The following is a 13,390-nucleotide window of genomic DNA, read 5'->3' as shown; positions in this document are numbered from 1 at the left end:
TGAAGCCGTATTCTTTCGCATGGGTTAGAGGTGCAACTCCAAATAAGCAAATAACTAAAAAATAGAATGACTTACAGCGTTTTTTGATGCAGTGCGTTATTATTGGGCCGTTCGAAAAATTTACGAGAATTAAAGTCGCAACCATGTCAAACCTGATTCAAGAACACGTCACAGAAGTCCATCACTGGAACGATACCCTTTTCAGCTTCAAAACAACTCGAAGCCCGGGGCTGCGCTTTCACAACGGCCACTTTGTGATGATCGGCCTGGAAGTCGAAGGCAAGCCACTGCTGCGCGCCTACAGCATGGCCAGTGCCAACTACGAGGATGAACTGGAGTTTTTCAGCATCAAGGTGCCCGATGGCAAGCTGACTTCGCGACTACAGCATTTGAAAGTGGGCGACTCGGTTCTGGTTGGGAAAAAGCCCACAGGCACACTGATTCTCGACGATTTGAAGCCTGGCAAAAACCTGTTCATGTTTGGCACAGGTACTGGCCTGGCTCCGTTCATGAGCCTGATCAAAGATCCCGACGTGTATGAGCGCTTTGAGAAAGTCATTCTGGTTCATGGCGTGCGGTATGTGAATGAGCTGGCCTACGGCGAATTCATTACCGAAGAGTTGCCCAACAACGAGTTTTTCGGCGACATGGTGCGCGATAAATTGATTTACTACCCCACGGTTACCCGTGAAGAGTTCCGGAATGTGGGGCGTATTACAACATTGATGGAAAATGGTCAGCTGTGTAATGATGTTGGCTTGCCGCCCCTGAACCCCGAAACTGATCGAGCCATGATCTGCGGAAGCCCCAGCATGCTGGCTGACATTCGCGGTATTCTGGATGCGAAAGGTTTTGTGGTTTCACCCGGTGTGGGCGAACCTGGTGACTACGTGTTCGAACGCGCATTCGTCGAAAAGTAATTTGCAACTTGTACATGTAAAAAAAACCGGCTTGGGCACACACCCACAGCCGGTTTTTTTATTAAGAAGCACAAAAATCACTTCTCGGCTTCAAGCTCTTCGAGCAAGGCCTTTGCATGGCGCATGCTGTCCATGGCCGCCGGGAAACCGCAATACACACTGGCGTGAATTATCAATTCGCGTAACTCATTGGGAGTCACACCATTGTTGATTGCCCCGCGCATGTGAAGCTTTAATTCATTGGGGCGATTCAGGGCGATCAACATGGACACTGTCGCGATACTGCGAATTTTGGGTTCAAGCCCTTCCCGAGGCCACACCGTGCCCCAGGCATGAGCAGTCACAATGTCCTGCAAGGGCGCCGCAAAATCATCTGGATTTGACACGGCCTTGGCCACATAATCTGCGCCAAGTACTTTGGCTCGCATCGCTTTGCCGGTGTCGTAATTGGCTGGCTTGTTACTTGCCATACTTCTCCCCCAGTTTTTCAATGAAACGATCGAGCAAACCATCGAACATGGTTTTGATAAAACCTGGCGTAGCAGCCTTCAGCAGCATAGGCACTTTAATGTCGCGCAATTGCCCATTAATCTCGATTTCGATGTCCACTTGCTTGCCATTCGGTTTGAACTGGAAAGCGCCGGAAAGACTGGCATTGCCAATGCCTTCTTTGGCTTTGAAACTCAGGCGCCCGTTGGCCTTGTCCACTTCGTAGGTGGCTGCATAATGAACAGCATGAGACACACCCATGGCGCCAATTGGCTTGAGCTTCCACTCAAAGGTGTTGGGTCCAAGCTTGGTCAGACTTTCCAATTTCGGAAAAATTGAAATCAAAGGTTCAATGGACTCAAGATCGACCAACACTGCATCGTAATTCAAGGCCACTGTGGCGGTTTTATCCAGTGAAAGCTTGCTGTCCATGTCAAATTCTCCTCAGGTTTTAGGCCCTGCCCCCTGTGCTGGAGTACACTGGCCGAAATAATAATCAGGTTAAATAATACTCATGAGTAACATACCAGCAGATCCCTTGCTGCGGATCAAAAAGCTATCAGATTCACTAGAAAATAATGAATTTGAAAACACCACCGCACTTATTTTTGCGTTTCGACAAGAGAAAGACCTGTTACGCGATTTACCTGCAGTGTTTGAAGGTGCACTTGAAAGCATTCTGGAGCGCCTGGAGAGCACCGCCATGTTTGGCGGAGAAAGTTGCTCGTTCAGTCAAAGTGATCTGCTGGCGGCACTCACTATTTGGCTGGAAAAAGCAAAGTCTTATCTCGAAAAACAACTGGGCATTGTTTAAGCAAGGTTTGGTGCTTTTCAGGCTGTCTTCTTCTTGGCGGCAATCTCTTCAATCAACTTGTCCAGTTTCTCAAAAGAAACTGGCTTGGTCATGTGCAAATTCATTCCGGCTTGTGTCGACATGGCAATGCTTTTGTCGTCCGACAAACCCGAGAGAGCGCAAATATAGCTGTGCTTTGAGGCTGCATTCTCGGAACCGCGAATAACTTTGGTTGCCTGGTGACCGTCCAGATCGGGCATGTCAATGTCCATCAACACCAAGTCGAAACATTGTTTCTCGCACAACTCCACTGCAGGCAAACCGCCCGTGGCCTGCACCACTTGGTGCCCCCTTTTTCCAAGGTAACGATCAAGAAGTTTGATGTTCATGGGGTGATCGTCTACCACCAAAATATTCAATGCCCGTGAAGGCAATTGCACTGCCTTGTCAGACTTGGTCTGAGTCAATGCCGAGGCCAGTGGCAAATTCAAGCTCACTGTGAACACAGAGCCCACCCCAGGTTCAGAGCTGACATCAATACGTCCCCCCATCAACTCCACAAGCCCTTTACAAATGGCAAGACCCAAACCGGTGCCACCATACTGGCGATTAATTTCCCGACTGGCTTGGCTAAAACGCTGAAACAGTTTTTGCAAGCTGGACTGGCTCATGCCAATACCGCTGTCAGCCACCTCAATAAATACTTCAACCCGACCTTGGCTGGGCGGTGAGGTCAATAAACGTATCGTCACATAGCCGGTGTCTGTAAATTTCAAGGCATTGGACACCAGGTTTTGTACTACCTGTCTTAACCTGTTCGCATCGCCGTGAAGAAAACATGGCCCCTCAGACTCGTTCACCAGAGAGAATTCAAGATTCTTTTTCAGGGCAAGGTTTCGATTCAGCGAATACACCTGCCTGACCATGGCTTCCAGGTCGAATGGAGATTGATCAAGCTTCAATCCATTGGCTTGGATGCGGGAGTATTCCAGCACATCGCTTAAAATCAAGTGCAGGTTAGTTGCCGAGCTGGAAATATTACGTACATCACCCCTTAACTCGGGGTCATCCAGTTGCTCCTCGAGCAATTTGGAAAAGCCGATGATTGCATTCAGTGGCGTGCGCAATTCATGGCTGATTGTTGCCAAAAACTCGGATTTGGCGTGGTCAGCACTTTCAGCTTGCTCTTTGGCCAACACCAAATCGCTTACATCAAGGCAAACTGCATACATACTGACACCCGGTGCTTTTGCTTCGCGCTGCAATGTCAGTTGGAAATATTGTGGATCTACCCCGCTTCTGCGAACGGTTGCGAACACAAGCGATTCACGGTTTGGAAAGGCTTCCGGGCGAGATAATACGGTTTTGAATGCTGAATGGTATTTTGAATCAATGTGCTTAAGCACTGTAGTCCAGTCAGCAATGAACTCAGCTCGGCTGAGGGAAAAAAAACGCTCAATGGAACTGTCGACATTTTCCACCCGCACACGCCCTTGATCGCTTACGCTGAACTCCACCACAAATCCGTTCAAGCAGTTTTCGACACTCAATAAACGGCGCTTTTCTTCTTCAAACCCGGCCAGCAGCATGCTTTGTTGCTGACCTAACCTGTGCACCGTATTCACCAGTGTTTCGAAAAAATCTTTTCCGGCCAGATAGTCGGGTGCTGGATCCTGACCAACAAGGTTTAACAGGCTTTCTTTGGCCTGAAAGCTCAACCATGCACGGGTCAGCACGCTGCCCGCCACATAAGAAACCAATACGCCAACAAGCAACAACAAAAGCTGCACAAACCAGGCCAAATCGCCCAACTGTGTCCAAAACACAATTGAACCAATGACACCAACAGCAAAGAGCAAACACAACAAAGGGTGCTTGCTCCATGAGTCGTCAATCGCTTCTGAGACAATCTTGCTCAGGGAGGCACTGGCCGGGGATGCTTTCAAGAATGTTGCCTTTGGAAAATAGCTTAGGCCGAAATGGTTCGGGACAAAAATTCAAGCGAACGGCCTCTGGCCAATGCGGCTGCTTTTTGTTGGTACATGGGGCGCCCCCAACAATTAAAACCATGATCAACATTCGGGTAAGTGTGAATTTCCACGCCACGATTGGACGCAAACGCAGCCTTGATTTGAGCGACTGCATCCATTGGAATAAATCCGTCCTTTTCGGCAAAGTGCATCAGCATCGGGACCTTGGCTTGCGGCGCGCGATCAAGCGCGGTATGGATACCGCCTCCGTAGTAGCAAACACTTGCATCTACGGCTCCAGGTGTAGTGCCCACCAGGTAAGACAACATGCCACCCATGCAATAACCAAGACTGGCCACTTTACCTTCAACCTCATCCCGAGCCTTCAAGGCTTCGGCAGCGGCACATAAATCTTCAACCGCTTTGGGAAAGTCCATGCCCTGCATCAGCCCGAACCCTTTCTTGAAACCGGCATCGTCATAACCAATATCTACACCGGGTTCCTGGCGCCAAAAAACATCGGGGGCTAGAACCACAAAACCATCGCTTGCGTATTGGTCGGCCACCTCACGAATGTGTTGATTCACACCAAATATTTCTTGTATCAACAATATACCAGGGCCTTTGCCCGTAGGGGGAAGTGACAGGTAAGCGCCAAACTGGCCGCCATCTTTGGCATTGATCGAGATTCGTTGGGACGGCATAAAGCTCCTCTCTGTATGGATGAAACAAGCGAATTCGAATTGTAGCGCCTGCATTTGTCCGCGTGAGTGTGACGAGACAACAAAAAACCACAGAAGTTAAAAAATACTGTACACAGTTACAGTGTTTATTGTACAGTTGTTTTCAGAGCGACACCTAAATAGCGATAGGAGTAATCAAGATGAGTATCAAGCGATTTGCCTTGTTTTTTATTGTGTGGGTGCTCAGTTGCGCATTTGTACTCGAACCTGCATTCATTGCGCCCCTGTTTGAAACCAGCAGCACCCTTGAACTTGCCTTCGCCGGAAACCCTGCTCAATTGGGCGGGCTTGAATTGAACACAAACAGCAGCACTGCGGTAGAATCACTGGACCATTTCAGAGTACTTTGTTTGCTCTACTTCGGCTTGCCTGTTGCGGTGTACCTTGCAACACAGTGGAAGGAACTCTAATTCATCCGTGTTGAACCATGAAGTATGTTGTAGCTGGCGCTTTTAGTTTGATTGCAGGTTTCTTGATTCAGGGTTGTGCTGCTTCCAATCCTTATTTTGACTTCAACAAACCGCACCACAGGCCAGATGGCTTTGTGAACTCGGATGGCACCATTGTCTCGAAACCCATGTCAGATTTACTGCGCTGGTATCGTGAACGATTCGGAAAAGACTTACCCCCGCCTCCTGGCGAGTTCATCGCGAGCTACGCCGACTTTCCCCAAAAAAAATTCGACAAAAGCCAACTTGCCCAATACTCGGAAACCACAGCCACCTGGCTTGGACACGCAACTGTAATGGTGCGTGCCAATGGTTTTACCATGCTGACCGACCCCCACTTTTCGGTTCGCGCATTTCCGGTGCAATGGGCGGGTCCGTCCCGCAAGGTTCAGTCACCAAGCCGTGTTGAAAACCTGCCAAAAATTGATGTGGTCGTGATTAGTCACAGCCATTACGATCATTTGGACCACAACACCGTGGTGAAATTGGCCAAACAACAGCCAGACACCCTATTCCTTGTGCCATTGGGACTTGAGCCACTCCTCACAAGTTGGGGGGTTGCAAAGGTCAAGGAAATGGATTGGTGGGAAACGCACACCATGGGACAAAACAAAATTACGTTCGTACCTGCCTACCACTGGTCTGCACGCACGCTAACAGATCGCAACAAATCCCTTTGGGGCGGCTGGACATTGAAAAGCCCAGACTTGAACTTCTACTTCTCGGGCGACACGGGTTACAGCAAAGACTTCGAAGAAATCGGCAAACGCCTGGGGCCGTTTGATTTCAGCGCGATTGCCGTGGGCGCCTATGAACCACGCTGGTTTATGAAAGCTCAACACATCAACCCCGACGAAGCAGTACAAATTCACAAAGATGTACGTTCAGCAAAATCCATGGGCATACATTGGGGTACGTTCGAGTTGACCGATGAACCGCTGGATCAACCCATCGGCGACTTGAAGCTTGCACTTGAAAAACAGGCCGTTGAACCCAGCGACTTTCAGTTGCTGGGGCATGGCGACACCATTAATTTGAGGTAGTTTTGGGTGCAAATACAAAATGACTTAGATTGTCTGTCTAGGTCAAATCAGTTTATTGAATTGAGGCATGCAGTGGCGCACCAAGGTCATGGTGAGCAAATCGTTCAGTTGATCGTCCGTGGCTTTGTCAGATAAAAAATGCAATCCAGCAAACGAGGCCCAGGTAGATTCGGACACCCTGAATGGCGTGTCCTGAATGATCAGGATTTGTGTTCCTGCTGCGTACATGTCCAGCAAAGTACTTTGAATCAAGGCACTTGAACGCTGAAAGCTGGCGCGAACCACCACCAGACCTGCGCTGAGATTGTATGCTGCCAAGGCCAGCTCCTTGCCGGTTTGACGCGGCAGTACTTCATGTTGACCCCATACTTTCTGGGCGAACGCACAAATTTTGTCCAACAACTGTTTGTTGGGCTCCAGTACCACCACTCCGATTGAATCTTGCGCTGTTGACATCTTGTTCGCCTTTTTTGTCTAGGACAACTTTGATCATTTGACCACAAGCCGATAGGCAGGGCAATGCAAATTACTCTATATGCTCAATAAAGATAATTAATATGCAGTGCAGTAACCATTAACGCACATTTAGAGCGTGTAAAGACGCAAAGGTTCCTGCCGTTTGATGTGAAAACGGCTTTTTGATTGACAATTCCGGACAAAGGAAAGTCGCCTAAGTTTTGACCTAGTTCAAAGCGAGGTGAGGCTTGAGAAGCTCATGCAAACGGAGTTCGGCCCGCAAGGTTTTCAGGGTGACCAAGACACCGCCGATGCGACGGTGCAGAAATATGATTTCCTGGGGTGGAATCTTGAAGTGCTTGGACATCATTTTCAATGCTGCTGTTTGTCCCACGCGGGCGGGCAAATCCGTGTCACCAAAACGATAGGCACCGCCGGGGGTGTATAGCCTGTCGGGCACCATGGGATCGAATGGTTTGCGAAACGGTTCAACAATCAATTCGGTCAAATCGCCAAACCCTTCCAGAAAGGATTGAGGTGTGTTGGCGTCCATCAAGCCGATGTCCAGAACACCTCGTGCCACCTCTTGCCTGTCGGCCTGAAGGGACCCGCGCACAATTCGCCCGTAATTTGCAACAAACGAGGTATCAAAGGGCCTGGTTGCGCCAAAGTCGAGTGTCACAATTTGATCATTTTCGCCATTGGGATCGATGCGAACCCGATAGTTTCCAAAGTGAGGGTCTGTTTGAACCAGCTTCCAGTCAAAAAACTCGGTAACAAACAATTCGGCAAAGCTTTTCGCCAGTGCATTTCTGCGACTTTGCGACAAGGCCTGCACTTCTTTGGAAGACACTGAAAACCCGGGCTCGTAACGCGTGGTCAGCACGCGTTGGGCACAAAACTCGGGATAAACCTTGGGCACGATAAAGCGCGAATCACCTTGCAGCCTGTCGTGAAAGATTTCAGTAAATTCCCGTTCTTGTACATAGTCACATTCACGAACCAGCATGTCCCGCAATTCATTGAACACGTCGGTCAAATCAAGCGCCTTTGGCGCAAGGCGTGTGGCTGAGATCAGCCGGGACAAAGTGCGTATGTCAGTGTCGATGGCGTTGGCCACACCTGGGTATTGAATTTTGACCACGACCTGCTCACCCGTGGCTTTGATAGTCGCCAAGTGAGCTTGCCCCAAAGAGGCTGCCGCAATGGGTTTACGCTGAATATCGAGCTTTGCGATGGTCTTCTCGCCCAAAGCATCAATTAGCTGAGGCTCAACAAATGACCAACTGACTGCAGGCGTGTTGTCCTGAAGTGTCGCGAGAACTTCAACCGCCTCCTCTGGCAAAAAATATTGTCCATACAGAGAAAGCATTTGCCCTGCCTTCATTACGCTGCCTTTCAACCGCCCCAGCTCGTCGGCCAACTCTTTGGCCTGAGTTCTGTAAAAATTACGGTTGGCTTCGTCTTTGGATTCACCGCGACGGAACAGATTTCGTACCGTGTGCCCGGCAATTTTGGCACCCGCACCAACGCCCATGCGAGTCAAGGCAACATTGCGCTCAAAGGCACCGGTTTTGATGCGGTCCATGGTGCTGTCTTCAGCACTACCTTCTGAGTTGTCGGGTTTGTCCTGCTCGGCCATACTGCGAAAAGTCCTTGCGAATACAAAATGAGTTGGGCGACATTGTAGTGGCTGGCCGCCCTGAGCAGACGAAAAAGCACTCTAAATCCCGAGTGCAATACCCCTTAAAGTCAGCGCATCAACTTGCGCAATGCAGCAGGCGTGAAATCGCCAGGCCTTACGGAAACATTGAATTCCGTGGCGGGCTCTTCATTCTGTAATGCGCCGAACACAGACTTGCGCGCATTCAGATCATGCTGAACCTCGCCAGAGGTGTACAAACCTGGCGCGTCATAAGCCTGCATCAGGTACAACATTTTGACGCGCCACAGCTCGCCTTTCGTGTCGTACTGGTCCATCAAGGCCACGTACCAGCTGTCTTCATCGACATACATGGTGCGCTTTGAGTAAATGTGTTCAGAACCAGGCTTCAGTGTGCCTTCGATCACCCAAACGCGATGCAACTCAAACCGGATCAACTCAGACTTCAAAAAAGCATCGTTGAGCATGTTGTCGTACTTCAGGCTTTTGTCACTGAGCTTGTAGTTGTTGTACGGAATGTACATTTCACGCTTGCCCAGCAGCTTCCAGTCAAACCGTTCAGGCGAACCGTTGAAACCGTAAATGTCGTCCACAGTGCGCAAGGCATCTGTATTGCCTGCCGGGGCTGCATGCACCAATTCAGGTGCGCGCAATACCCGCCGCTGGCCAGAATTTACAATCCATGCATTGCGGGTGTCATCTTTGAAATTCAAGGTGTCGAGCACCAACAGGGCTTCACCCGATTGTGCCGAAGGCTTTGTGGATTCACCGATAAGCGCGAACAGCAAGGTGCTGCCCGCTTTGCCAATTGAAGGCGCCCACGCAATGGTTTGGCTGCTGGCAAAAGTCACTGGCCTGCTGCCGTTGCCGGCAACAAAACCGGCGGTGTGCGACCTTAAAGTTTGCGCTGGGCGGCGCAGCAAGGTGTTCCAAACGGCTTCCAATCCATTTTTAGGCTGCGGAAATGGCACGCTGGTGGATTGAACACCTTCCACAGCCAAGCCGTCATGTGCCAACTTGACTTTGCCAGCTTCCATCTTGATGCTCGTCATCATCTCTGGTGAAAAAGCGGCAGTGCGGTGTGTTTTATAAACAGGAATGCTGTAGTTCGGGTAGCGTTTAATCAACGCAATTTGCCCGGCAGGCAAAAACTTTTCGTGCTGGGCCAAATTACTTTGATTCACCACGAATAAAGGCTTTTCACCCGCAAATGGATCGATGTAGCCACTCTTGGGATCAAACCCGGCGGGAGGCTTTGTCAAACCACCGGTCCACTCGGGGATCGTGCCAGCCGCATTGCCGGCGATTTCGGCACCCAAGGCATTTGTTGAACCTGTTTGAGCCATGGCACTTGTGCTGCCCATGATCACGAACACCGCCGAGGCTACAACACCTCGCAATATGTGGAAATTCATCTTGTCTCCTGCTTGTTGCTCTGCTTTTTCTTGTCAAGCTACTTTACAGCACTGGCAGGGCGCGCAAACAAGACACGACAAAAGTCTGCACCTTTGCCTGTGCAAGCAGGCACTTGTTCTGCAAAATCGCTGGGTGTTAACACCTGGCAGGCCATACCGAGATTTTCCATGGCCAATTGCAAATGCCCGGCTGTCTCAAAATGCAGGTGCACTTTGCCGCGCACAAAAATACCAAGCCCGCTTACAAAGGCCTGGGCCAAGGGGTCTGAATTTTGAGCCTGCATGTGGATATCGGACAGGTAAGTACCGTGCGCAAACTGCGCCAAGGTGTGAGAAATTCGCGACCACAGGTTCAACACCGAGTCTTTGTCGAAATAGTTCAGTAACCCTTCGGTAATCACCACCAGCCCCTTGGCGGTGTCTAGCTGTATGGCCAAACCATCCAGGCTGTGTGCACCCTCTTCAGCAAAAGCATCCACCACTTTGACATGGTGATTGGGGCAGGCACGCAACCGGGTCGCCAGCAGTTTTTTCTTCTGCGCCACCATGCCGGGCAGGTCAGCTTCAATGTAAGTGATTCTGTCGCCGTAACGTTCAACAAACCGACTGCCACGGGGTGACAAGCCCGCTGCGATCTCGATGATTTGGGTTGCTTTGCCAGACTCAATCAATTCGCTCAGATGGTGATCAATTAAATCGTGACGGGCCAGCAGAAAATCTTCCAGTGTCGGGCCTCCGAAACTGCGGGACACAAACATGGAAGGTGCCAATGCCATGTGCAAGGCGCTGGCAGGCATGGATTTCAATTCCGGAATGGATCGACCTGTGGTTTGCCAAACCTGCCCCGTGTACAGCGCAGTGGGGCTGATACGGGCTGCGGACAGCCACTGCGAGGCAAGCTTTTTAACCATAAGGTCCTTTACAGAATTGAGTGCTCAAGCAAGGTTTCCAAGGGCACAACATCAAGTGCTGTTTGATTGGTACCCTCAAGGTATACGGGTGGTGCAACACCCGCCTCGTAGGCCTCAAGCCAGCGAAGGACACACACGCACCAGCGGTCACCCGGCTTTAGGCCTGCAAAACGATACTGTGGCATGGGGCTGATCAGGTCGTTGCCCATGCGCAACTGAAATTCCAGAAATTCTTGGGTGACTTTGGCACACACCACGTGACGGCCCAAATCATTGGGGCCGGTGCTGCAACAGCCATCTCGCATAAAACCAGTAAGGGGTGCGTAGGAGCAGGCGAGCAAGGGCCCGCCAAGGACGTTTTTATCTTGTTTCACAGTGACTTTCGACATGAATTATTTTGAACCGGGAACAGGCACTACAGCCATGGTGAGTCGGGAAATGCAACTCAGTTTTCCTGAGTCATCATGCAGTTCAATATTCCACACCTGAGAACTTTTACCGGCATGCCACAACTTGGCGGTGCCCGTTACTTTGCCACTTCTAACGCCACGCAAATGGTTGGCGTTGACTTCCTGCCCGACACAATAAAATTTGCTGTTGTCGACCAGCAAATTGGCACCGATGCTTCCCAGTGTTTCTGCCAACACCACATTGGCGCCGCCATGTACCAAACCAAACGGCTGAAATGTGCGGGTATCGGCTGGCATGGTGCCGCGAATAAAATCGTGACCTACTTCGGTAATTTCAATGCCCAGTGCTTCGCACGCGGTGTTCTTGCACATGGCATTCATGTTGTCCAAACTTGGCGTGGAAAACCAGATGGAATGTTGATCTTTTTGCATGGCTGCGACGTCTCTATAAATTTAATTTGTGTCCTATTTTAGGCGTGCAATTTAAACTTTTGGACAGGCTTCGATTAGTTTGGCCACTGTATTAGACAAATTTAGGGCAGTTTCTTCTTTTAAGCGCTGGCAATTGGCATACAAATCGGCCTCGGTCGCTGAAAAACCAGCGCCCACATGGGCCAATGCAATCACATTTCCGCTGGCGCAGGGTGCCAAGGCCACGGCATTTCCATCGAATGCATCCAGCAATCGCTGTTTGCTTTGCGCCGAATCCTTTTGGTTGCTCAATAAATTGGCCACCAGGTAACCCTGCTCGCTCAGCAAGGCTTTGCAATTCAAATAAAAGGCTGTGGAATTCAAAGGCCCTACTTTGGCTTTTCCATCGAAGCCATCCACCATGATCAAATCGAATTGACGCGCGCTGCTTGCCACCGATTTCGCCATGTAGTCAGCACCACAACTCACCTCAACATGAAAACCGGGGGAAAACGGCGGCAGCTTGAAATGCATTTGCGCAGCGGCCACCACGGCGTGTGATATTTCAATCACTTTAATTTTGGCATTGGGCCGGTGTTTGTGCAAAAACTTGGGCAAGGCACCCACCCCCAAGCCAACAAACAAAGCATTTCTAGGCCATTGTGAATCTGGATTCAACAAAAGCGGCGCCATCATTTCCCGGGTGTACTCAAGTTCAAGCGCATAGGGCCTTGCAATGCGCATTGCACCCTGCACCCAGTCACTGCCGAAATGAAGTTGGCGAACGCCCTTTTCTTCGCTGATCAATATGTCCATAGGGCGCAAGAATAACTGAATTATTCAAACAAGGCTTGCCCCATGAACAATCGGCTTCCTTCTTGCAAACCAGATGCAATATTCCAGCTTGGTGGCACCAACAGAACAATTGTTGAGCCATGCTCAAACCACCCCAATTCCTCACCTTTGTGAATGGGTGTGTGCGTGCGCACCCGTTGTGGCCCACGGTCATTTTGATTGAATACGCGCCCGGTGCAGTGCAGGCGTATACCTGCTACCAGAATGGCCGCCACCGGCACAATGGCGAAGGGTTCGCCTTGCGCTGTTTTGCCACTCAGCACAGCACGCTCGTTTTTGCAGAACAGTTTCTCGACGCGCTTCAGCGCCGCAGGGTTCACATTCCAGGTGTCACCGTGAATATAGTCCACCTGCTCCACCACGCCATCGATTGGCGAATGCATGCGGTGATACATGCTGGCAGTGATGCGAATGGTGAGGTATCGGTGCCCGTGAAATTTCATGGCAAGTACAGGGTCGACCAACAGCTCCTCCATGGCATACGGAAAACCTTTCACCTGCAGCAGGCTGCCGTCCTCAACCAAACCATGCACCCCCAAAATACCGTCACAGGGGCTGGTGCCTTTGGCCTGCAAGTCGACCGGTCGCATGCCGGGTTTTAGCGCACGCGTGAAACAATCATGAATGGAATTGAATTGCTGCCTTTGCGCTTCGTGCAAGCTTAAATCTGCAAACTGATTCCACAACCACAAAGCTGGCTGGGCGAACCAAGGGTGTTTGATTTTGCTGATCTTGCCCATGAGCCAAGAACTGAACAAACGCGGAATTCGGTTGGTCAGCATGAAGTTGACACTTTCCTGCAAGCGAATGCGGGACGCTTGAAATGAAGAATTCGCCTGTGAGTTTTTTTGCAATTTAATCA

At 50.3% G+C, this 13,390-nt stretch carries 16 protein-coding genes; 4 read left to right on the top strand and 12 right to left on the bottom strand.

Features of this window, described 5'->3' with window-relative positions; all coding sequences use genetic code 11:
* Positions 1-143 precede the first annotated feature (143 nt).
* Positions 144-920, top strand: coding sequence for a ferredoxin--NADP reductase (locus P0D43_RS10335; RefSeq protein ID WP_394672370.1), 777 nt, complete (start codon positions 144-146; stop codon positions 918-920).
* A 77-nt stretch (positions 921-997) separates the two neighbouring features.
* On the opposite strand, the gene P0D43_RS10330 is transcribed toward P0D43_RS10335, so the two are convergent.
* Both P0D43_RS10330 and P0D43_RS10325 read right to left on the bottom strand, forming a co-directional pair.
* A complete protein-coding gene (locus tag P0D43_RS10330) occupies positions 998-1,390 on the bottom strand; it encodes a carboxymuconolactone decarboxylase family protein (protein ID WP_159570080.1) in 393 nt (130 codons plus the stop codon).
* The gene (locus tag P0D43_RS10325) at positions 1,380-1,841 is read right to left on the bottom strand and encodes a hypothetical protein (protein ID WP_159570078.1); all 462 of its coding nucleotides are present in this window, start codon (positions 1,839-1,841) and stop codon (positions 1,380-1,382) included. Before P0D43_RS10325 ends, P0D43_RS10330 begins: the two co-directional genes overlap by 11 nt.
* Before the next feature lie 82 nt (positions 1,842-1,923).
* Between P0D43_RS10325 and P0D43_RS10320 the strand changes: the two genes are divergently transcribed.
* The gene (locus P0D43_RS10320; protein WP_159570077.1) at positions 1,924-2,223 is read left to right on the top strand and encodes a hypothetical protein; all 300 of its coding nucleotides are present in this window, start codon (positions 1,924-1,926) and stop codon (positions 2,221-2,223) included.
* Positions 2,224-2,240: 17 nt separating this feature from the next.
* Here P0D43_RS10320 and P0D43_RS10315 read toward each other — a convergent pair whose 3' ends face one another.
* On the bottom strand, positions 2,241-4,148 hold the full coding sequence (locus P0D43_RS10315; protein ID WP_394672369.1) for an ATP-binding protein: 1,908 nt from the start codon (positions 4,146-4,148) through the stop codon (positions 2,241-2,243).
* Positions 4,149-4,171: 23 nt separating this feature from the next.
* Entirely contained in the window at positions 4,172-4,876 is a 705-nt protein-coding gene (locus tag P0D43_RS10310) for a dienelactone hydrolase family protein (RefSeq protein WP_341236415.1), read from the bottom strand.
* A gap of 179 nt (positions 4,877-5,055) precedes the next feature.
* Here P0D43_RS10310 and P0D43_RS10305 point away from each other — a divergent pair, with 179 nt between their 5' ends.
* Entirely contained in the window at positions 5,056-5,325 is a 270-nt protein-coding gene (locus P0D43_RS10305) for a hypothetical protein (RefSeq protein WP_341236416.1), read from the top strand.
* A gap of 17 nt (positions 5,326-5,342) precedes the next feature.
* The gene (locus P0D43_RS10300) at positions 5,343-6,407 is read left to right on the top strand and encodes an MBL fold metallo-hydrolase (protein ID WP_341236417.1); all 1,065 of its coding nucleotides are present in this window, start codon (positions 5,343-5,345) and stop codon (positions 6,405-6,407) included.
* A 42-nt stretch (positions 6,408-6,449) separates the two neighbouring features.
* Here the strand turns inward: P0D43_RS10300 and P0D43_RS10295 are convergent, their stop codons facing one another.
* From P0D43_RS10295 to asd, 8 genes are all read right to left on the bottom strand, one after another.
* The gene (locus P0D43_RS10295; RefSeq protein ID WP_159570068.1) at positions 6,450-6,863 is read right to left on the bottom strand and encodes a hypothetical protein; all 414 of its coding nucleotides are present in this window, start codon (positions 6,861-6,863) and stop codon (positions 6,450-6,452) included.
* Between the two features lie 226 nt (positions 6,864-7,089).
* Positions 7,090-8,505 (bottom strand): AarF/ABC1/UbiB kinase family protein, encoded by a 1,416-nt coding sequence (locus tag P0D43_RS10290; protein ID WP_341236418.1) that lies wholly within the window; start codon positions 8,503-8,505, stop codon positions 7,090-7,092.
* Between the two features lie 110 nt (positions 8,506-8,615).
* On the bottom strand, positions 8,616-9,941 hold the full coding sequence (locus P0D43_RS10285; RefSeq protein WP_394672368.1) for a DUF1329 domain-containing protein: 1,326 nt from the start codon (positions 9,939-9,941) through the stop codon (positions 8,616-8,618).
* A gap of 38 nt (positions 9,942-9,979) precedes the next feature.
* Positions 9,980-10,852 carry a class I SAM-dependent methyltransferase gene (locus P0D43_RS10280; RefSeq protein ID WP_394672367.1) on the bottom strand — a complete coding sequence of 291 codons (873 nt, stop codon included), beginning with the start codon at positions 10,850-10,852 and terminating at the stop codon, positions 9,980-9,982.
* Positions 10,853-10,860: 8 nt separating this feature from the next.
* A complete protein-coding gene (locus tag P0D43_RS10275; protein WP_394672366.1) occupies positions 10,861-11,241 on the bottom strand; it encodes a DUF2237 family protein in 381 nt (126 codons plus the stop codon).
* Between the two features lie 3 nt (positions 11,242-11,244).
* Positions 11,245-11,694, bottom strand: a complete 450-nt coding sequence (locus P0D43_RS10270) for a hotdog fold thioesterase (RefSeq protein ID WP_394672365.1) — start codon at positions 11,692-11,694, stop codon at positions 11,245-11,247.
* A gap of 51 nt (positions 11,695-11,745) precedes the next feature.
* Positions 11,746-12,489, bottom strand: a complete 744-nt coding sequence (locus P0D43_RS10265) for a hypothetical protein (RefSeq protein WP_341236423.1) — start codon at positions 12,487-12,489, stop codon at positions 11,746-11,748.
* Between the two features lie 20 nt (positions 12,490-12,509).
* Positions 12,510-13,382 carry an archaetidylserine decarboxylase gene (gene asd / locus P0D43_RS10260; RefSeq protein ID WP_341236424.1) on the bottom strand — a complete coding sequence of 291 codons (873 nt, stop codon included), beginning with the start codon at positions 13,380-13,382 and terminating at the stop codon, positions 12,510-12,512.
* Positions 13,383-13,390 lie beyond the last annotated feature (8 nt).

It is taken from the genome of Limnobacter sp. (assembly GCF_043511195.1).
GTDB lineage: Bacteria > Pseudomonadota > Gammaproteobacteria > Burkholderiales > Burkholderiaceae_B > Limnobacter.
The sequence above is the reverse complement of the archived record's forward strand: the minus strand, read 5'-3'. Positions and strand labels throughout refer to the sequence as shown.